The 21,634-nt window shown below is 36.6% G+C and carries 17 protein-coding genes; 10 read left to right on the top strand and 7 right to left on the bottom strand.

Features of this window, described 5'->3' with window-relative positions:
- Window positions 1–36: 36 nt before the first annotated feature.
- Window positions 37–1,824 carry an AMP-dependent synthetase/ligase gene (locus AC4AGG_RS00160; protein ID WP_489769937.1) on the bottom strand — a complete coding sequence of 596 codons (1,788 nt, stop codon included), beginning with the start codon at window positions 1,822–1,824 and terminating at the stop codon, window positions 37–39.
- Window positions 1,825–1,946: 122 nt separating this feature from the next.
- Between AC4AGG_RS00160 and AC4AGG_RS00165 the strand changes: the two genes are divergently transcribed.
- The 5 genes from AC4AGG_RS00165 (at window position 1,947) to AC4AGG_RS00185 (ending at window position 9,718) form a co-directional block, all read left to right on the top strand.
- Window positions 1,947–3,089, top strand: a complete 1,143-nt coding sequence (locus AC4AGG_RS00165) for an acyl-CoA dehydrogenase (RefSeq protein WP_489769938.1) — start codon at window positions 1,947–1,949, stop codon at window positions 3,087–3,089.
- A gap of 546 nt (window positions 3,090–3,635) precedes the next feature.
- Complete coding sequence (locus AC4AGG_RS00170) at window positions 3,636–5,273, top strand: NAD(P)-binding protein (RefSeq protein WP_489769939.1); 1,638 nt, start codon at window positions 3,636–3,638, stop codon at window positions 5,271–5,273.
- Window positions 5,274–5,374: 101 nt separating this feature from the next.
- Entirely contained in the window at window positions 5,375–8,947 is a 3,573-nt protein-coding gene (nifJ, locus tag AC4AGG_RS00175; RefSeq protein WP_489769940.1) for a pyruvate:ferredoxin (flavodoxin) oxidoreductase, read from the top strand.
- An 88-nt stretch (window positions 8,948–9,035) separates the two neighbouring features.
- Window positions 9,036–9,404, top strand: a complete 369-nt coding sequence (locus AC4AGG_RS00180; protein ID WP_489769941.1) for a hypothetical protein — start codon at window positions 9,036–9,038, stop codon at window positions 9,402–9,404.
- Between the two features lie 56 nt (window positions 9,405–9,460).
- Window positions 9,461–9,718 carry a hypothetical protein gene (locus AC4AGG_RS00185; RefSeq protein ID WP_489769942.1) on the top strand — a complete coding sequence of 86 codons (258 nt, stop codon included), beginning with the start codon at window positions 9,461–9,463 and terminating at the stop codon, window positions 9,716–9,718.
- On the opposite strand, the gene AC4AGG_RS00190 is transcribed toward AC4AGG_RS00185, so the two are convergent.
- The 6 genes from AC4AGG_RS00190 to AC4AGG_RS00215 form a co-directional block, all read right to left on the bottom strand.
- Complete coding sequence (locus tag AC4AGG_RS00190; protein ID WP_489769943.1) at window positions 9,715–11,010, bottom strand: glycosyltransferase family protein; 1,296 nt, start codon at window positions 11,008–11,010, stop codon at window positions 9,715–9,717. The genes AC4AGG_RS00185 and AC4AGG_RS00190 overlap by 4 nt on opposite strands.
- Before the next feature lie 106 nt (window positions 11,011–11,116).
- Window positions 11,117–13,654, bottom strand: coding sequence for a YfhO family protein (locus AC4AGG_RS00195; RefSeq protein WP_489769944.1), 2,538 nt, complete (start codon window positions 13,652–13,654; stop codon window positions 11,117–11,119).
- Window positions 13,655–13,686: 32 nt separating this feature from the next.
- Window positions 13,687–13,914, bottom strand: coding sequence for a hypothetical protein (locus AC4AGG_RS00200; protein WP_489769945.1), 228 nt, complete (start codon window positions 13,912–13,914; stop codon window positions 13,687–13,689).
- Between the two features lie 7 nt (window positions 13,915–13,921).
- Window positions 13,922–14,974, bottom strand: coding sequence for a DUF6263 family protein (locus AC4AGG_RS00205; RefSeq protein WP_489769946.1), 1,053 nt, complete (start codon window positions 14,972–14,974; stop codon window positions 13,922–13,924).
- Between the two features lie 90 nt (window positions 14,975–15,064).
- Window positions 15,065–15,811, bottom strand: a complete 747-nt coding sequence (rlmB, locus tag AC4AGG_RS00210) for a 23S rRNA (guanosine(2251)-2'-O)-methyltransferase RlmB (protein WP_489769947.1) — start codon at window positions 15,809–15,811, stop codon at window positions 15,065–15,067.
- Between the two features lie 107 nt (window positions 15,812–15,918).
- Window positions 15,919–16,389, bottom strand: coding sequence for a DinB family protein (locus AC4AGG_RS00215; protein WP_489769948.1), 471 nt, complete (start codon window positions 16,387–16,389; stop codon window positions 15,919–15,921).
- Window positions 16,390–16,622: 233 nt separating this feature from the next.
- Here AC4AGG_RS00215 and AC4AGG_RS00220 point away from each other — a divergent pair, with 233 nt between their 5' ends.
- The 5 genes from AC4AGG_RS00220 to AC4AGG_RS00240 all read left to right on the top strand — a co-directional run bounded on the left by AC4AGG_RS00220 (window position 16,623) and on the right by AC4AGG_RS00240 (window position 21,634).
- The gene (locus AC4AGG_RS00220; RefSeq protein ID WP_489769949.1) at window positions 16,623–17,627 is read left to right on the top strand and encodes an AAA family ATPase; all 1,005 of its coding nucleotides are present in this window, start codon (window positions 16,623–16,625) and stop codon (window positions 17,625–17,627) included.
- Between the two features lie 161 nt (window positions 17,628–17,788).
- Window positions 17,789–18,652: a DUF58 domain-containing protein gene (locus AC4AGG_RS00225; protein ID WP_489769950.1), complete on the top strand. Its 864-nt coding sequence runs from the start codon at window positions 17,789–17,791 to the stop codon at window positions 18,650–18,652.
- A 16-nt stretch (window positions 18,653–18,668) separates the two neighbouring features.
- Window positions 18,669–19,598 carry a BatD family protein gene (locus AC4AGG_RS00230; RefSeq protein WP_489769951.1) on the top strand — a complete coding sequence of 310 codons (930 nt, stop codon included), beginning with the start codon at window positions 18,669–18,671 and terminating at the stop codon, window positions 19,596–19,598.
- 1 nt (window position 19,599) lies between these two features.
- Window positions 19,600–20,604 carry a VWA domain-containing protein gene (locus AC4AGG_RS00235; protein WP_489769952.1) on the top strand — a complete coding sequence of 335 codons (1,005 nt, stop codon included), beginning with the start codon at window positions 19,600–19,602 and terminating at the stop codon, window positions 20,602–20,604.
- A gap of 22 nt (window positions 20,605–20,626) precedes the next feature.
- A complete protein-coding gene (locus AC4AGG_RS00240) occupies window positions 20,627–21,634 on the top strand; it encodes a vWA domain-containing protein (protein WP_489769953.1) in 1,008 nt (335 codons plus the stop codon).

Genomic DNA, 21,634 nt, shown 5'->3' on the forward strand with positions numbered 1-21,634 from the left:
CTTTGAAGGTTTTAGTTGAACACTGAAAATCTTTAATTAAGAATTTTCAGGGGTATGACCATACATTTTGTTGTACAAATTGATGAATCGCTCTTTAATCGCTTTTCTTTTGAGTTTCATTGTTGGAGTAAGAAGTCCGTCTTCAACGCTCCAAACTTCTGGAGTTAGTTCAATTCTTTTCACTTGTTCCCAGCTTCCCAAAGTAGCATTAAGTTTGTCTATTTCTTTTTCGATTCTGTCTTTTAATTCCTTGCTACTTGCAATTTCCTCATGGGTTTTACCAATGTTAATGTGATGTCTTTCGGCCCACATTTGAGCAAAATGGAAATCAGGTTGTACAAAAGCGCAAGGCATCTTTTCACCATCACCAACCACCATAATTTGTTCGATAAACTTAGAAGCTTTAGCCAAATTTTCGATGACTTGGGGTGCAACATACTTTCCACCCGAAGTTTTGAACATTTCTTTCTTTCTATCGGTAATGAAAAGGAAATTTTCGTCATCAAGATGTCCAATATCTCCTGTTTTGAAGTAACCATCTGCCGTAAAAGCTTCTTTGGTTAATTCCTCATTGCCATAATAACCGATAAAGACGGAAGGTCCTTTTACAGAAATTTCGCCGTCGGCTTGAATTTTAACATCTAAATTCTTCAAAGGTTGTCCAACACTTCCTACTTTTATTTTTTCAAAAGAGTTCACCGAAATTACTGGTGATGTTTCCGTAAGACCGTATCCCTCCAAAATTGGAATTCCAGCATTTTGAAACAAAAGATTTAATCTCGTCGATAGCGCAGCAGAGCCACAAACCAAAGTTACAATCTCCCCACCAAGTCCTTCTCTCCACTTTTTGAAAACCAACTTGTCGGCAATAATTTCCTTAAGTCCCGAAGGTTTGCTGATTTTTTTTTTAGTTTCATTAACTGACAATGCCCAAAGGAAAATTTTACTTTTGAGACCACCTGCATCAGTTCCTTTGTCGTAGATCTTGTCATATACTTTCTCTAACAATCGCGGAACAACGCTCATGTAGTTAGGTTTGATTTCTCTGATGTTATCACCCATCTTTTCGATGCTTTCTGCAAAATAGATAGAAAATCCATTGTGAGAGAAGAGATAGAAAAGCAGACGTTCAAAAATGTGACAAATCGGAAGGAAGCTCAATACTCTGGTATCTTTGTAATCCAACCCTTTTTTTCTTGGAATTCGCGGATTAGAAGCTAATACATTCGATACAATATTGTGATGAGAAAGCATTACTCCTTTGGGTTTTCCTGTCGTTCCAGAGGTGTAAATGATCGTTGCTAAATCTTCTTGATTGATCGTTTTGGAAATATCTTCGACCTCGTTTTGGGTAGCATCATCTTCGCCTAAGTCCATTACTTCGTTCCAGTTCGCGCATCCGTCAATTTCGTCAAAAGAGAAGATTCCTTGTAATGAAGGGACGCTATCTTTAATTTGTAGAACTTTTTCTAAAAGATCCACATCCGAAAGAAAACAGAATTTAACTTCGGCATTGTTGAAAATATAAAGATAATCTTCTGGCGAAATGGTCGGATAGACTGGGACAGAAACTGCACCGATTTGAGAAATTCCCAAGTCGATGACCGCCCACTCAGTCCTGGTTGCAGTCGTAATAAGGGCAATTTTGTCACCAGGTTTGATGCCTAATTTCAGTAACCCTCGAGAAACTTTGTTTCCCATGTTAATAAACTCCAGTGTAGACGTTTTTTTCCATTTGCCAAAATATTTTGTGACAAACATGTCGTCTTTGGGGAAATTTTTATGGGCTTGATGTGCAAAATCAAATATTCTTTTTATCGACATTATAATATCAAATTATTATTAATAATGGTAAAAATATTAATTTAAATGTGATATGCAAAATCATTTTTCTAATTATATCAAATATTGTAAATTTACGAACCTATTAAAATCAAATAAATTATATGGACTTTAATCTTACAGAAGAGCAGATTATGATTCAACAAGCTGCGCGAGATTTTGCGCAGACTGAACTTTTACCAGGAGTGATTGAGAGAGATACTCATCAGAAGTTTCCTGCAGAACAAGTAAAGAAGATGGGAGAAATGGGATTTCTCGGTATGATGGTGGACCCAAAATACGGTGGTGCAGGTATGGACAGCATCTCTTACGTTTTGGCGATGGAGGAAATTGCAAAAGTTGACGCATCTGCTGCGGTAGTGATGTCTGTAAATAACTCTTTGGTATGTGCAGGAATGGAAAAATTCTGTACTGAAGAGCAAAAACAAAAATATCTTGTTCCATTAGCAAGTGGAGAGGTGATTGGTGCTTTTGCATTATCTGAGCCAGAAGCGGGTTCTGATGCAACTTCTCAGAAGACTACTGCTGTTGATATGGGAGATTATTATCTCTTGAATGGAACCAAAAACTGGATTACCAATGGTGGAAATGCATCTACTTATTTGGTGATAGCTCAAACTAACCCAGAGAAAAGGCATAAAGGAATCAGTGCTTTTATCGTAGAGAAAGGTTGGGAAGGTTTTGAAATCGGCCCAAAAGAAGACAAATTAGGAATCAGAGGAAGTGATACGCATTCTTTGCTATTTACTGATGTTAAAGTTCCAAAAGAAAACCGAATTGGAGAAGATGGATTTGGATTCAACTTTGCAATGGGTGTTTTGAATGGTGGTAGAATTGGTATTGCTTCTCAAGCTTTAGGAATTGCAAGTGGAGCTTATGAATTAGCTTTGAAATATGCTAAAGAAAGAAAAGCTTTTGGTACGGAAATTATCAATCATCAGGCAATTGCTTTCAAATTAGCAGACATGGCCACACAAATTACTGCAGCGAGAATGTTATGCTATAAAGCCGCTGTTGAAAAGGATGAAGGAAAAGATATCTCGGAAAGTGGGGCGATGGCAAAACTATATGCATCTCAAGTGGCTATGGATACTACTATTGAAGCAGTTCAAATCCACGGTGGTTACGGTTATGTTAGAGAATATCATGTAGAACGTATGATGCGCGATGCTAAAATCACTCAAATCTATGAGGGAACTTCTGAAATCCAAAAAATTGTGATTTCGAGGAGTATCGCAAAAAAATAGAATTTACTTTTTTAAAGTAAGTTGAAGTAAAAAACGCAAGGTTCGAAGGGGTTTTATACCGATTTGTATTGAATATCTTTTGTACGAAAAGGTGCTTTGTATAGCCAAATTTGTATTCCTTTTGTTGAGTGCAACGACTTTGCGAACATAAAAGCTTAGAATGGATTACAAAATCTTTGTGAGCTTTGCGATTAGATTTTCAAATAGAGGAATTTATTTGTTAGTTAAATTTTTGCTCAAGCTTATTTTGAGAAATCGAAATTATAAAAGCCAGAATTACAATAAGTATTCTGGCTTTTTTATTTTCCTAAAATGAGAAGATTCAATTTTACATTCTTCCATCATCCATCACCCATCACCCATCATCTCCCTATTTAAACTCATTCAAAATAGTCTGATTATGATAAAGGTCTTATTCTGATTTTAGACTAAGATTTGCTAATTAGGTAAATTCGTGTGAAAAATTACACAAAAGAGATAAAATCACGTGAAACATTTATGTTTAGTGGTTTTGTCGAGGTTGTGTTCCTTTAAAATAAAATTTAAATGAGTTTTACGAACACAGATTTAACACAATTAGCCAATTTAGAAGAACACAGTAAAGGGACTGGTTCTGTAAGGAAAAGTAAGCCAGAATACGTTCATTTTTTTCCACCTTGTAATCAAGCTTGTCCTGCAGGCGAGAATATTCAGGAGTGGTTGGCTCTTGCCCAAGATGGCAAAATAGAAGATGCTTGGAAAAAATTAACTGAACAAAATCCGTTACCAGCAATTCATGGTAGGGTTTGTTATCATCCATGTGAAAGCTCCTGTAATAGGAAAGATTTGGATAGTTCGGTGAGTATTCATGCCGTCGAACGATTTTTGGGAGACGAAGCTTTAAAAAATAATTGGCAATTTTCACCGGTCACTTTTTCTACTGGGAAAAAAATTATGATTGTTGGAGCAGGACCTTCTGGACTTTCGGCCGCTTATCATCTCAGAAGATTAGGTCATGAAGTGACGGTTTTCGAAGCTGGTCCTGTTGCTGGTGGAATGATGAATTTCGGTATTCCTGCATACAGAATGCCACGCGAAATTCTTCAAGCTGAGATTAAAAAAATCGAAAATTTCGGGGTTAAAATTAATTTAAACTATAAAGTCACTGACATTCTTAAAGAAAAAGCGGATGGTGGTTTCGATGCTGTTTTTGTAGCGATTGGAGCTCATATTGCGAAGAAAGTCAATATTCCTGCTCAAGAAGCTAGCAAAATTTTAGATGCGGTTTCATTCCTTAAAGATGCTGATGAAAACAGTGAAAACAAGCCACTTTTAGGTAGAAGAGTTGCGATTTATGGTGGTGGAAATACCGCGATGGATGCGGCAAGAACTGCTAAAAGATTAGGTGCAGATGAAGCGATGATTATTTATAGAAGAGACAGAGAACATATGCCTGCGCACGAATTTGAAGCGGATGAAGCTTTAAGTGAAGGCGTGAAAATTCACTGGTTGAGTTCTATTAAAAATATGGAAACGTCTTCTATTACTGTTGAAAAAATGAAAGTAGTAGATGGGAAAGCTGTTCCAACTGGTGAATATGAAACTTTGGAAGCGGACTCGTTGATTTTGGCTTTAGGTCAGGAAGCGGATACCGATTTCTTAAAAAATATTGAAGGGATTACCTTCAAAGAAGATGGTTCTACAGTGGATGTCAATGGAGCAATGATGACTGGTTATCCTGGAATTTTTGCAGGAGGAGATATGGTTCCAAGTGAGAGAACTGTAACGATTGCGACTGGTCATGGTAAAAAAGCAGCCAGAAATATTGATGCTTGGTTGAAAAATTCTACTTACGAAAAGCAAGCTAACAATCCTGTGGTTAAAGTGGACCAGTTACAGATTTGGTTCAAAACTAATGCGGCTGCGAGACAACAACAACATTTAGAAATTGAAAAAGCAGTTGAAACTTTCGAAGAGATTGTTGGAGGTTACACGACTGAAGAAGCGATGTACGAAGCGCAAAGATGCCTTTCTTGTGGAAATTGTTTCGAATGCGATGGTTGCTTTGGAGCATGTCCTGAAGGAGCGATTTCTAAAAATGGAAAGGGCGAAGGTTATACCATTAACTATGACTTGTGTACGGGTTGTGCCGTTTGCGCAGAGCAATGTCCGTGTCACGCTTTAGATATGGTTTCCGAAAAATAATTGAAAATGGAGAATTGAGAGTTGAGAATTAATTTTTCACTTTCAATTTTCAACTCTCAACTTTCAATTAAAGAAATTTTCAACTCTCAATTAATTAAAAAATGAATCAAAATAAAATAATTTCTACAATCGACGGTAACGAAGCTGCGGCGTATATTGCGTACAGAGTCAACGAAGTCTGCGCCATTTATCCAATTACGCCTTCTTCTACAATGGCTGAATTAGCAGATGAATGGGCTTCAAAACAAGTGAAAAATATTTGGGGAAATGTCCCTGAAATCATCGAAATGCAAAGTGAGGGTGGTGCTGCAGGTACTGTTCACGGTTCGCTTCAAGTGGGAGCGTTGACTACGACTTTCACGGCGTCTCAAGGATTGATGTTGATGCTTCCTAATATGTACAAAATTGCAGGCGAATTAACGAGTGCCGTTTTTCATGTGGCAGCGCGTTCTTTGGCAGCGCAAGCGTTGTCTATTTTTGGTGACCATCAAGATGTAATGGCGGCAAGAACTACAGGTTTTGCGATGCTCTCTTCTGCAAGTGTTCAGGAAGCGCATGATATGGCATTAATTGCACAGGGAACGACGTTAAGAGCAAGAATCCCTTTTATCCATTTCTTTGATGGATTTAGAACATCTCACGAAGTGAACAAAATTCATTTACTGAGTGATGACCAAATCCGAGCGATGATTGACGATGAATTGGTAATTGCACACCGAAATAGAAGTCTTAATCCAGACAATCCTTTTGTTAGAGGTACCGCGCAGAATCCTGACGTTTATTTCCAAGGTAGAGAAACTTCCAATCCGTTCTATGCTAAAATTCCTACTATTTTAAAGGAAGAAATGAAGAAATTCTCTGAAGTTTCGGGAAGAACTTATGCGCCTGTCACTTATTTTGGACATCCAGAAGCGGAGAATATCATCGTGATTATGGGTTCTGGTGTTGAAACGGTTATCCCAACTTCTGAATATTTAAATCAAAATGGAGAAAAGACGGGGGTTTTAAAAATTTCATTGTTCAGACCTTTCCCAAGTGAAGATTTTATTTCTGTTCTTCCAAAATCGGTGAAGAAGATTGCGGTTTTAGACCGAACTAAAGAACCTGGAAGTAACGGAGAACCTTTGTATCAAGATATTTTGGTTTGCTTGACTGAAGCGTTAACCAACGGAAGTATTGAGCAAATGCCAAAAGTAATTGGTGGCCGTTATGGATTGTCTTCTAAAGAGTTTACACCAGCAATGGTGAAAGCGGTTTATGATAATTTAAAAGCTGAAAAACCTAAAAATCATTTCACGGTTGGTATCGTGGATGATGTGAGTTTTACGAGTATTGATGTCGATTATGATTTCAAATTAGATGACAGCGGTTGGACTCAGGCTCTTTTCTTTGGATTGGGTGCGGATGGAACTGTTGGTGCTAATAAAAATTCAATTAAAATTATTGGCGAAAATACCGACCTTTCGGCGCAAGGTTATTTCGTTTACGACTCTAAAAAATCGGGTGCGAAAACGGTTTCTCACTTACGTTTCGGTCACGAACCGATTGAAGCTCCATATTTAATTTCAAAAGCTGATTTTATTGCTTGTCATTTCTTCAAATTTTTAGAAAATGAAGATATGTTGAGCTTTGCGAAAGATGGCGCTAAATTTTTATTGAATTCACACTATCCAAAAGATGTGGTTTGGAATCATTTGCCTTACCGAGTTCAGCAACAAATTATTGAGAAAAAAATCCGACTTTTTGTAATCGATGCTAATGATGTAGCGGTAAAAACCGGAATGCGTGGTAGAATTAATACCATTATGCAGACTTGTTTCTTCGAACTTTCTGGCGTTTTACCAGAGGAAGAAGCGATTAAGCAAATCAAAAAAGCGATTGAAAAAACGTATATCAAAAAAGGTCAAGCTGTAGTTGATAAAAACTTCTTGGCTGTTGACCAGACTTTAGCGAATTTATTTGAAGTCGAAATCCCGAATACGGTTACCGCTGAAAAAGGAGAGGAACAAACCATTGATGAAAATGCCCCAGATTTTGTGAAAAACATCACATACAAAATGATGGTTGGTAAAGGTGATGACTTACCTGTAAGTGCAATTCCTGCGGATGGAACGTATCCAAATGGAACCACAAAATGGGAAAAGCGTAATATTTCTGACAATGTTGCTACTTGGAATTCGGATATCTGCATCCAGTGTGGAAACTGTAGTTTCGTGTGTCCTCACTCTGTTATTCGTTCTAAATTTTATCATAAAGATTTATTGCAAGAAGTTCCTGAAGGTTTCCAATCGGCACCAATTAATGCGAGAGGTTTCCCTGAAACTAAATTCACGCTTCAAGTTTATGAGGAAGATTGCACCGGTTGTAAATTATGCTACGAATCTTGTCCTGTCATCGACCAAGAAAACTCTGAATTAAGAGCGATTAATATTTTGCCTAAAAATCCAGACCTCAAAAAGCAAAGAGCGGTTGTTTCTTATTTTGAACAGTTGCCAATTCACGAAAAAAATATGGTGAATTATTCCACCGTTCACGGTGTACAGTTCTTAGAGCCAATGTTTGAGTTTTCGGGAGCTTGTTCAGGATGTGGAGAAACGCCTTACATTAAAGTGTTGACTCAGCTTTTCGGAGATAGATTGATGGTGGCTAATGCAACAGGTTGTTCTTCTATTTTTGGAGGAAATTTACCAACCACACCTTGGAGTTCTAACTCGAAAGGAAAAGGTCCAGCTTGGAGTAATTCGTTATTCGAGGACAATGCGGAATTTGGTTTAGGGATGAGACTTTCAGCTGATAAGCAATTGCAAATGGCACATCAATACGCTGAAAAATTAAAACCAGAATTAGGAGAAGATTTCATCAATGAAATTATTAATGCCCCTCAAAAATTAGAAAGTCAAATCAATAAACAACGCGAAAGAGTTGAAATCTTGAAAAGCAGACTTCAAAACTCTGAAAATCCAGATGCAAAACATTTGTATTCTTTAGCTGACCATTTGGTTCACAGAGCGGTTTGGTTGATTGGTGGTGATGGTTGGGCTTATGATATTGGTAGTGGTGGTCTTGACCACGCACTTTCAACAGGACGAAATATCAATGTTTTGGTTTTAGATACCGAAGTTTATAGTAACACGGGTGGACAAAGTTCTAAAGCGACACCAACTGCGGCGTCAGCCAAGTTTGCAACTGCAGGAAAACGAGTTGGTAAAAAGGATTTAGCAATGCAAGCGATTTCTTATGGTAATGTTTATGTGGCAACCATTGCAATGGGAGCTAATCCTCAGCAAACGCTTTTAGCTTTGCGTGAAGCAGAAGCTTATGACGGACCATCTTTGATTTTGGCTTATAGTCATTGTATTGCTCACGGAATTGACATGGAAAAAGGTTTGACTCAACAAAAAATGGCAGTTTCAAGTGGATATTGGCCGTTGATAAGATTTAATCCAGTTTTAAGAAAGAAAAACGAAAATCCATTCGTGTTAGACTCAATTCGTCCAAGGATTCCGTTTGAAGAATATGCTTACAACGAATTGAGATACCGCGTGTTAAAACAAACTCAGCCAGATGACGCAGAACAACTGATGAAGTTGGCTCAGGAGATTGTTGACCTTCGTTGGAAAACGTACGAAGACATGGCTTCACTGGGAGCTGAGAACTTCCAACCGACGTATTAATATAAAACTCCCGAATCATTCGGGAGTTTTTTCTTTTTTTTAAAAATAGTTTTGGAAGAATTAATTAAATTAGCACAAAAATATAATCATGAAAAAGTTTTGGATTTTTCTTACGGTGTTTATTGTCCTAGTTTTAGGTCTATTTGTTTTTTATAAATATTTCTTTGTTTTTGGTGATGGGGTGAAGTCTGGTTACCTTAATTATGTGGTATATAAAGGCAATGTTTTCAAGACGTATGAAGGAAAGTTAATCCAGCAAGGTTTTGGTGGAAGCAATAAGACGGGCGCTTTACAGAGCTATGAGTTCGAATTTTCAATTGTAGATGAAGCTGTTTTCAAGCAGTTGGAGCAAAATAGTGGAAAATATTTTGACCTACACTATAAAGAATATCACGGTACTATTCCTTGGAGAGGGAATAGCGTATATGTGGTTGATAAAGTGGTCAGCATGAAATAATGAGTTGCCGTCAAATTTTGACGGCTTTTTTATCGCTTTTTCTATATATTTAGACCATGAAAGAATTTTTTGAAAAAAGAGGTCAGCTTATTCACTTGATATCACTGATTTTAATTGTGATTTCGGTTTTTGTGTATGATAATGTCGCTTTGAAGTTTGGGATTCTACTTCTTGGAATTATTGGATTGTGCGCCAGTTATTATTTCAAAGGAAAAAAGTCTCTTTTTTACTTTTTCGTTTTTCTAATGATTGTTGCGGTAGCCGGTTTTGTATTAATGCAAAACGGATTAATCCCGAAGTTAAAAGGGGGCTAAGATTCTAAAACTTCAGCAAGTTTTTGGGTTAAATTTCGTCTGGAAAATTCTTGGATATTTCCTGAATTTCCAGCTTGTTTTCCCTCTTTCCAAAGTTGATATTGTTCTAAAATAAACGCTTTTATAGTCGACTTATCATCGTATGAAAAATGCTTTCCAGCTTGAGTTTTGTTAAGGATTTTTTCGACATCAGCATCCTTTGGTCCAAAAGAAAGAATGGTTTTCCCAGTCGCCAGATATTCGAATATTTTTCCAGGGATAATGCCTTTGGAACTTTCTTGAGGAAAATTGGTGATAAGAAGCATGTCAGAATTTTCCATTTCTTGAAAAGCTTCTTGATGCGCCAGATAACCAAGATTGTTAACTGAATTCTTAAGTGCAGAATTCTCGATGTTCTCCAAAATTTTCTCGTCCACTTTTCCAACCCATTTCAGTTCGAAATCATTTTTGAATTCGGGATTCTCTTCAATGATTTCCGCTAATGTTTTCCACAGATTTTCTGGATTTCTTAGCTGCTCCAAAACACCCACGTAACTTAAAGTGAATTTTGATTTGATTGGATTCGTCATGCTGAGCGTAGCCGAAGCATCAAAACCATTGGTAATACAGACTGCATTTGCTCCTTTTTTAGCAAAATTTTCTGCATCTGTATAACTTGTTGCTAAAGTGATATCAGCATTTCTAAAAACTTTTGACTCCAATTCTCGGTGCTTTTTGTCCGAACTTTTGGTGAGCATCAGATGTTTGTAGTACGAGATTTCTGTCCAAGGGTCTCGGAAGTCCGCAATCCATTTGATTTTTGGAAATTTTTCTTTGATTCCCAAACCAATTAGGTGTAAGGAATGTGGAGGCCCCGTTGTGACAATCGCATCAAAGTGATGCTCTTGGATATATTTTTTTAAAAACTCAATAGATGGTTTTACCCAAAAAACTCTTGCATCTGGAATAAAGAAATTACCTCGAATCCAAATCGAAATTTTAGAGGTTAATGACTGATTTTTTCCAACATCAAACTGTCCTCCTTTGAATTTTTTGTTCTTCTTACTGAGTTGTTCGGCAATCTGATAGGGTTCCCAAATTTTGGTTTTTATAATATCCAGATCTTCTGGAACTTCTTTTTCTAACGTAGCATCAACCAAAGGATAGCTTGGATTTTCGGGTATGAAAATCGTTGGTTTCCAACCAAATTCTGGTAAATATTTGACAAACTTCAACCAACGCTGTACGCCTGGTCCTCCAGCTGGAGGCCAATAGTAAGTGATGATGAGGATTTTTTTTGGTTGGCTGTCCATTTATTCTTTATTGGTCATGACAAACAGTAATTGCTATATTGAGTAAAATAGAAATATTGTATGCAATCCTTTTCGGAGTTCAAAACTATGAAAGGGTTGTGTGTGTTTATGCTTTCGCTATTTCTCCTTTCTTTTCCTTTTTGAAAATCCACCATATTCCACCAGCTGACAGCAAAATAAATAATCCGAAAGCAATCATCGAAATTATTTTCCCGGTGTGAATCACTTCTGGATCAAAGACCATTCTTACCCTATGATTTCCAGCTGGAACGTGTACTGCTCTTAACAAGTAATCTGCTTTGATGTAAGGGACTTCTTGTTCGTCAACCAAAACTTTCCAACCATACGGATAGTAGATTTCCGAAAAGACCGCCAATTGAGGTGTTTTTGACTGGGTTTTATATTCTAATTCGTTGGCTTCATAATTTTTTAACTCAATAGTAGCGGTACTGTCTTTTTCCATTTTTTTGTTTTGGAAGTAAGACTTGTCGGATTCACCAATAACCGCGATTCTTTTGGAGTCGATTTCTCCGATTTTAGCAATTTCGTCGTTTGGATTTTTGGCATACATAACTTCGGATACAAACCAAGCATTACCATTGGTGTAAGGATTTGGAATTGCTTGCGGTTTTTCGGTATCTCCAAAAATCATGTATTTTGTATTTAACAAATTCAAAATTTTTGGAATTTTCACGCTATCCATTTTACTGAAGTAAGTATTGATAAGGTCATCGTAGCGACGTAGTTTCACTGCGTGATATCCTCCAATCGAAGATTTGAAATAAGATGTATTGGTTTCTCCAAATGTTCCCAAAACCTGATTGTAAATACGATAGTGACCTTTATCTTTTTCAGCAATCGTTTCTAAAGTCTTATTGACATTAGCATTGACCAACAATTGTTGAAGACTGGGATTTTCTCCTGCTTTTTCAATCATCAAATCCGAAACCTCCGTTTGGAAAGGTTGTTCTGCAAAAACTTTGTCTACAAAGTTATCGTCATTGAGGTATCTTTTGTTAACACTCCATAGGTCGAAGAAACTTACCAAACCGATGATAACCAAGGCGATGTTTTGATTGAGTTTCTTTTTCAGAGCGAAGAAAATAGCTGCCGAAACAATAGCGATATATAGTATGGCTTTGATGGCGTCTGTTTTGAACATTTCGTAACGCACATCAACAAAGTAGCTTAAAATATAGTCAGGTAAATACTCCTTTTCGTTTTCGGTTGCAAAACCTAAAATCGATTTTGCTCCTGCAAATAAAATGATGGTAATTCCTAAAACAACGCTTGAAACAATCAGAAAAGTTTTTTGTTTTTTCTCTTCGGAAAGGTCTTCGTCTTGATGGAAAAGTCTATATAATCCTAAAATGGCTATTAAAGGAAATAGTAATTCGACAACGACCAAAATTGAACTTGGTGCACGGAATTTATTGTAAAAAGGAACGAAATCAATGAATAAATCAGAAAGCGGCATAAAGTTACTTCCCCACGCAAGTCCAACAGTCAGAATGGTTGCACCTACAATCCAATAACGATATTTTTTGCGAGCAAGGAAGAATCCTAAAATCGCCAAAAATACGACAACAGCACCTTGATAAGCAGGACCGGAAGTTCCGGGTTGGTCGCCCCAATAAGTTAAGCTCCCGAATCCTCTCGAAATTCTGTCCATTTCTTCTTGAGAATTTACATTTTCCTGTATCATCGATTGTACTGTGGAAGTCATTTCTTCAGCTTCTGGTTCGTTGCTACCACCTCCCATTAATCTTGGAATGAAGAGATTAAGCGTTTCCATCTTTCCATAACTCCACGCCAAAAGACTCTCTTTATCCATTCCGTTGTCACCTCCTTTTTGGCCTTCGTTGGTTAAAATTTGCTTTCCACGAACTGTTTCTTTAACATATTCGGCGTTAGCCATAATCCTTTGAGAGTTCATTCCCACACCTAAGATAAAGGCAAAACCGATGATTCCTGTAGAAATAAGGAAATGCTTCATATCTGTTTTCTTGGTCACCGCTCTTAATAATTCCGAAAGGAAAAGGAACCCAAGGGCAATTAACAAGTAATAGGTCATCTGAGGGTGGTTAGCCGCCATTTGTAATCCCATAAATAAGGCAGTAGTGATGAAGCCGAGAATGTATTTTCGTTGGATATAGACCATCAAAATCCCAGCAAGAAGTGGGGCAAAATAGGCAATGGTATGGACTTTTCCGTTATGACCTGCTGCAATAATAATATAAAAATAAGTCGAAAGGCCAAAGAACGTTGCTCCTAACAAAGCGTATTTCCAGTTTTTGACAACGACCATTCCCAAAAGGAAGAATCCTGCAAAAAGGACAAAAAGATAGTTAACAGGTTTGGGCAAAAACATAATAATATCATCAATTTTTTTGATGATATCACCTCGAAACTGCGACCCCATTTGATAAGTCGGCATCCCTCCAAACATCGAGTCACTCCAATAGGTTTCTTTATCGTTATGGTCTCGATAGTCCAAAAGTTCTTTTGCTCCTCCTTTGTACTGAACAATATCATGCTGGAATAACTGTTTTCCAGTAATTACAGGACTGGCATATAGATATCCGATGATGATGAACAAGATTAAGCTACCAACAATATATATGAGGTTTTTGTTTTTGGTCATAGGTCTACTTTTTGTTTTTGGCTCCTTTGCGATTAAGCGTTTTTTCCTTTATTATCGTCTTTCACTTCTTCGTAATCAACGGTCTCTGCATCCCAATTTAATTTCTTATCTCGATTTTTCTCGGTTTTTTTCTGAGAGGGATTGTTTTGATTAGGGTTTGGAAAATTTTTATAAAACTGATTAAAGAATATCCTCTTCAAGATGTTCCAAGAGAAGAATACAACTATGGTGGCAATCAGTAAAAAAAATAAGAATTTCATGATTGTATTAAGGGTTTACAACAATGGAAGTTACGGTAGTATTAGTCATCGATTGGCTTTGTTTGCCATCGCTTAAAGTTTCTTTTTGTTCTGTCTTAACGTTAATTTTTTGGTCAAGAATCCATCCGGAATTAATATCAAATCTCATAGTCCCATTTTGGGTAAGCTCAGAACTCATACTTCTTGTTACCTCACCTTGAGACTGTTTGTCTGATTTTCTTGGGATTCCTCCACTGATGGCAATTTCGGCAACACCATTTTCAACTTTCTTTAAAGTGTAATTAGTATTGATTTTTACTGAGCCATCTTCAGATGCTTTTTCGGTTACCGTCCAAGTTTGACCTAATTTTGCTCCACCTTTTGGGAGAATAAAGAAATTTTTTGTGAATTGGTCTTTGAGAACAGCTTCGTTAAAGCTTGCTTTGGTCTGCTCTGTAAAGAATTTTCTCGCTTGAGGATCTTTTGTTAAGCTATTGACTGTGTTAGAAAATTTGGTGTAGATAGCATCAAATCCTGTTATAGAAATGATTTCGCCATTTTCCTTCATTTTCATATTCAACTTATTTCCATTAAGCGCCTTATCCATCGCCCATTGTTCTTTTTCTTCTTTTACAGTTGGACTAGGCTTCTGAGTATCGATAACAACAGTCTTTCCTTCGGCAGTATATGTTGTTTTTTTCGAAATAAAATTGACAGCCATATCATATACTCCGTCTTTGAAATCATTAACAGTGAAAGTTACAACGTCACTTGATTCCCTGCTCATGCTTTGCTTTTTTCCTGTCGAAATAGCGGCAGTGTTACTTTCCTTCTGAACTGTGGTGAAGGGATAAGTTTTTCCTTTTTCGAGTTTCAAAGTTTGAGTGTAAACTCCAGCCGAATCTTTGATGGCGGCTTTGGCGGCCATTTCTTTGACGATTTTTAAAGAATCTTCAGCTGAACTAGCTTCAATTTTGATGGTATCTCCTGTTACTGGGTCAATTTTTGTGATGGTTTTTTTATCTTGTTTACAAGCCACTAAAGTCAAGCTTAATAGTGTTATCGCTGTGATTTTTTTCATTTAAATTTAATTTTATTCTAACAATGGGTATTTTGTAATCCCCAATTGTTTCAATTTTTAACTTTTTTTATGTTTTTTTTCTTTCTTTGACTATGGTTGAAGCCTTTGTCTTAAGCCTTCGTATAATATAGCTCCGCAAGCAACAGAGACATTAAGACTTTGGGTTTTTCCAACAATGGGTAACTTTATTTTTTCGTCAGAGTGATGAAGCACTTCTTTTGAAATCCCAGTTTCTTCGTTCCCCATCACAATGGCGCAAGGCTCTTTGAAGTCAACATCATAGATAAGATTCTGTGCTTTTTCTGTAGCTGCAAATACTTTGATTCCACTTTGTTGAAGAAAATCTACGGTATGAGCGAGATTTTTTTCTTTACAGATTTTGATGTTATACATAGCTCCAGCGGAGGTTTTGATCGCGTCAGAATTCATAGGAGCAGCTCCTTTTTCTGGAATAATGACTGCATCTACACCTACGCATTCTGCTGTTCTACAGATAGCTCCAAAATTTCGAACATCGGTTAATCTATCTAAAATTAAAAGAAATGGAGTTCTTCCTTCTTCGAATATTTGAGGTAAAACGTCTTCTATTTTTTCAAAAGGCACATCGGAGATGAAGGCCACCACACCTTGGTGATTTTTTCTGGTAAAACGATTCAGTTTTTCAATAGGAACATAATTAGGTCTTATTTTGTTTTGCGCCAAAATAGTTTTGAGTTCGGCATAGATAGGACCTTGTAAAGCATTTTGAACAAATACTTTATCTATGGTTTTTCCTGCTTCTATAGCTTCGATCACGGGTCTTAACCCGAATATAAAATCGTCTTTTTTGTCTGTCATTTTGTTGATTAAGTTGTATGATTCATCACTTTCGTAATATTGGTCACTATTGAAATCTTTAGAATAATGAGCGAAATTGGAAAAGTGAAGTTTTTTTTAATTTTTAATTAAAATTTCTCGCCGAGAATAGCTCTTTTCTGTGCCATTGCATAACCATAATGCAAGCTTTCGTGCATATTATTGAAGATGATAGCATCTTGAATATTCTTGAGGTCTAATCCAAAACTTGTAGTATAAGAGGTATAATCCGAAAAGAAATTGGCGTCAAAATCTTTCATCAGAATTTTGGAAGTCTCCATCAATAAAAATCCTAAATCTTCTACCTCAGTTGCCGAAACATCAAGTTTTGGTAAGGTCCCTTTTTTGTAGGTGTCTATCCAATACTTATCTATTCGGAAGGGATTTCCACTGAGATAATAGCACAAAAGTTGTTGCGTAGCAACGGTGTGTGCAATGTTCCAATACATATTATTATTGAATCCATCAGGAATCAAAAGAAGCTCATTAAGAGGCACTTCTTCCAATAGGGTGAGTAGATTTTTTCTTACTTGTTTGTGGGCTGTAAAATGAAAATTCATCGCCAATATTTTAAGGTTCAAAAATAGGGTAATTAAGTGAGAATCACAACAAGAGAAACGCAAGAGAAAGGTTAGAAAAGTATTTTGTTTTTGTCTTTAGGTTGTTGTTGCAATATCAAAAACGGAGTATATTTGCATTTTTAACACATTTTAACTCAATATTGGCATTAATTATGTTGATTGATGCGGGTATTTATCGCAATTTTACATCTCGTTTTTTATTATAAAAGAATATGTCAGAATTACATCAAGCAGAGGATATTAAACAACTAAATGAAAGGGTAAGAGAACAGAATTACTTTTTTTCTCTTCTAAAACAAGAAATCAACAAAGTCATTATCGGACAAGAGTATATGGTAGACCGTTTGTTAATTGGTCTTCTGGGTAATGGCCACGTCTTGTTGGAAGGGGTTCCTGGATTAGCAAAAACTTTAGCAATTAAGACTTTGGCGGATGCGGTTGATGGGAAGTATTCTCGTATCCAATTTACTCCAGATTTATTACCTGCGGATGTGATTGGGACTCAGATTTATAATATCAAAGACAACGATTTTTCTATTAAGAGAGGTCCTATTTTTGCCAATTTTGTTTTGGCTGATGAAATTAACAGAGCGCCATCCAAAGTTCAGTCGGCGCTGTTAGAAGCCATGCAAGAAAAGCAAGTGACCATTGGTGATGAGACCATGGAATTGCCTAAGCCATTTTTGGTTTTAGCAACACAGAACCCTATTGACCAAGAAGGGACATACCTTTTGCCGGAAGCTCAGAGTGATCGATTTATGCTGAAGTGTAAAATTGATTATCCAGAGTTCGAAGACGAAAGAAAAGTGATGAGAATGGTTTCTACATCTCATATCCCTGAAATCAAACCTATCATCAATCTGAGTAATGTGGTGGCTGGAAAAAATTTGATTAACCAAATTTACCTTGATGAAAAAGTAGAAAAGTACATCTTGGATATGGTGTTTGCTACGAGATATCCTTCTAAATATGGTCTGTCCGAACTCAAAAATTATATCAATTTCGGAGCTTCGCCTCGTGCTTCGATTAATCTAGCGATTGCAGCGAGAGCAATGGCGTTCTTGAAGAACAGAGCATTTGTTATTCCTGAAGATGTTAAAGAGATTGCAAAAGATGTATTGAGACATCGTATTGGATTAAGCTTTGAAGCGGAAGCGGAAGAAGTGACTTCAGAACAAATTGTTGAGCGTATTTTGGGTCGAGTTCAAGCTCCGTAAAGATTCGATTGTTTGAAGGTTCAAAAGGTTCGAATAATTTGAAAGTTTGAAAAGAAACTGAAGGCTTCAAAAAGATTCAGCGGAGTTCAAAATTTCGTTTTAATCAAAAGTAAATAATTACTCATCAATCATCATTTATCAACTATCAATTATTATTTAAGGTGCAAGTCAAAGATATTGTCAAAAAAGTAAAACAAATAGAGATCCGTTCTAGAAAGAATTCGGAGGCTACTTTGATGGGGCAATATCATAGTGCATTCAAAGGGCAAGGGATGACTTTTTCTGAAGTTAGGCCTTATCAATTTGGTGATGAAATCAGAAGAATAGATTGGAACAAAACCGCTCGTTTCCGCGAACCCTACGTGAAGATTATGGAGGAGGAGCGTGAGTTGGTGATGATGCTTTTGGTTGATATTTCTGCCTCTATGGATTATGGAACCCACCTTCAGCTAAAGCGAGAATATGTTGCAGAAATTGCAGCAAGTTTGGGTTTTTCAGCGGCAGGTAATAACGATAAAGTAGGATTGATTCTATTTGCAGACAAGGTTTATAAGGTAATTCCACCAGCGAAAGGAAGAAAGCATATTTTAGCGATAGTGAGTAGTATTTTGTCAGCAGAATATGTTCCCGCTAAATCCAATATTGATGTGGCGATGCAATATATGATGGGGATTTTCAAGAGAAAATCTTTGGTTTTTATGTTTTCTGATTTTGAAGACGAATATGACCAAAAAAACCTAAAAGTTGTCGCCAAAAAGCACCAGTTTCTTGGTCTTAGAATCACTGACGAAAAGGATAACGAAATACCAGACATCGGATATACCTTGTTTCGAGATGTAGAAACAGGAAAGCAAATTTGGGTTAATACCTCGTCCAAAAGGTGGAGATATAATTTTGCTGAAAATCAAAAATTAAAAGTAAAAAAACTGAAAGACGATTTCGAAAATGCCTCTGCAGATTTATTAGATATCAAGGCAGGAGAGGATTATTCGAAATTTTTGTATCGATATTTCAAGAAAAAGTAAAATGCGAGAAGTGAGCATGAAGAAATCAGGATTTTTATTTTGGAACCTTTTGCAAAGAAGTGTTTTGCTCTTGTTTGTACTAGGTTTTGTAATCATCAATGCGCAAACAATTTTCTCAAGGTTAGAGAAGAAGACGGTAGCTCTTGGAGAGGTCAATACATATACAGTAAGGATTACTAATTTGTCTGGAAAGATGGTAACTGCTGCTCCTAAAAATGAATTGCTCCCTTTTCATTTTGAAGAATCAAGTGACAGCATTAGTCTTGATAAAAACGATTACGAAAGGAAAATCAATTTTGCGGTTTTTGAAGAGGGGAAATTTACCATTCCGTCTTTTGAATTTAATGTAGGTGGAGAAATTTTATTCACCATTCCTTATGAATTGGAAGTGGTTAATAACGCTCAAAAAGGAGAGGAGATTTCTGATATCATGGGTAACAAAAAGTCTCAACTTCATTTGATTGATTATTGGGAATTGTACAAATGGTATGTATTGGCATTTTTAGCATTAATTGCTATTATCTTTTTGGTGATTGTGTTTAGCAAATATGCAAGAAGGAAAAACAGCAGTCCTGTTAAAATGACCAACCTAACCCTGAAAGCGTTAGATGCTTTGGAAAAGAAAAAGTATATGGAATCGGGTAATTATCGATCTTTCTATGTAGAGTTAATCGATATTACTAGAAATTTTATCACGCAACAATATCGCATTCCTGCCGATGTACTTTTGACGGATGATTTGATTTCTGTGATGAAGAAAACCAATTCTATTTCTCCACAGAACGAAAAAATTATTGAAGAAGTATTTTTGAGAGGTGATAATGTGAAATTTGCGAAAATTTTCCCATCTCAAGACGTCATGCAAAAAGACTTTATAGATATTCGAGATTTTGTAAAACGGGCATCCAAAGATTTGGAGATAGAAAGCTTAAGAACGGGAGTGTAGTATGAGGATAGATTTTTTGAGTTTCGAATGGTATAGTCCGTGGTTTTTATTGTTATTTCAGCTTTTTATTCCTTTAATTATCATTGATATTAGGAAGAAAAAGAGAATAGGAATTGCAGTACCCACAATTTCTGGGATGACGGAAGATCGCAACATTCTTTTTGTCATGTTTCTTCTGAAAATTTCCAAGTACGTTATCCTTTCTTCCCTCATTATTGCTTTGGCACGACCACGAACATTTACCATTGCAGAGAACCGAGATGATACCAAAGGAATAGATATTATGTTGTCGGTGGATGTTTCTTTGAGTATGTTGGCGAAGGATTTGGAGCCTGACCGTTTGTCGGCTTTACGTGGAATTGCGAAAAAATTTGTTAGTCAAAGGACTAACGACCGTATTGGATTAGTAACCTATTCTGGTGAGGCTTTTACGAAGGTCCCGGTGACGTCGGACCATCAAGTTGTTTTGGACGAATTATCCAATCTTAACCCTGTTGAGTTACAACCTGGGACTGCTATTGGAGAAGGTCTATCGGTTGCTGTTAATCACTTGAAGGATAGCAAAGCAAAAAGTAAGATTATTATCTTGATGACTGATGGAGTTAATACGATTGAGAATGCAATGTCTCCACAATTAGCGGCAGAAATCGCAAAAAATAATCACATCAAAGTTTATTCGATAGGATTGGGAACCAACGGCTATGCATTGATGCCAACGCAGACTGATATTTTTGGTGATTTGGTTTTCAATCAGGTGGAAGTCAAAATTGACGAACCTACCCTTAAAGATATTGCAGAGACCACAGGAGGAAGATACTTTAGAGCGACTTCTAACGAAAGTTTACAACGAGTTTATGATGGAATTAACCAATTGGAAAAATCCAATGTTAAGTCTTCCAAATTATATAATTACGACGAGTATTTTAGATTCTTTCTTTGGATTGCTTTAGCAACATTGTTGATTGACGCGGTGTTAAGATGGGTGTTATTTAAGTTTCTAAGTTAAATTTTTAGATTATAACCAATACATGAATTGGACTTTTGGAAATGGATGGTATTTATTATTGCTTTTACTTTTACCAGTATTAGTAATCATTATTGTTTCCTACAGGAGATGGAAGAGCGGGAGAAAAAATGTGTTTTCAGATGAGAAATTTCAAGCGAATCTGTTCGAAAAGAAATCTAGTTTTTCTCGATTGGTTCCAATTTTTTATTTCATTGCTTCTTTTTTTCTGATTTTGGCGATTGTTGATTTCCTTTATGGCTCAGAAGAAGTCAAAGCACAGCAGCGTATGAATAACGTAATTTTTTTGTTGGATATTTCTAACTCAATGAATGTGGAAGATGTGTCAACGAGCAGATTACAAGAAGCCAAAAATGTGATGATTAGTAGTTTGGAAAAGATGACCAATGATAGAGTAGGAATTGTCATTTTTGCGGGGGAAGCGACATCAATAATGCCTTTAACAACCGATTATACAGCAGCTAAAACATATATCGACGGAATCGAAACTCAGATGATGAAAGTGCAGGGAACTGATTTTCTACGTGCCATGGAAGAAGCGGCATATAAGTTTCGTAATGTAGAAAAAGGAGGAAGGCGAGTGGTGCTAATTAGCGATGGAGAAGATAATGAAGGGAATCAAGATGCGGCAACCAAACTAGCAAATGCAGAAGGTATTTCGGTTATTTCTGTGGGAGTTGGTTCTGAGCAGGGAGCTCCTGTTCCCGAATATATGTTTGGTCAATTAATGGGTTACAAAATGGATCGCGAAGGCGAAACGGTGATTTCCAAAAGAGAAGCCCGTGCTTTGGTTGATATCGCTCAAAATACTGGTGGTACTTACATTGATGGTAATAATCTTAATAGTGCTCCACAACAGATTGCGGATGCGCTTAGTCGGAAGAACGGAGCTTCTGTTTCAACAGTGAAATCAGAAAATGCACAACATTATTATCAAATTCCTCTGGCGATTTCTGTATTTTTCTTTTTGGTGATTTATTTGTTCAATCCAAAACGTGACTTCAATTTGTAG

The sequence above is a fragment of the Chryseobacterium sp. CG10_8 genome (assembly GCF_058117085.1).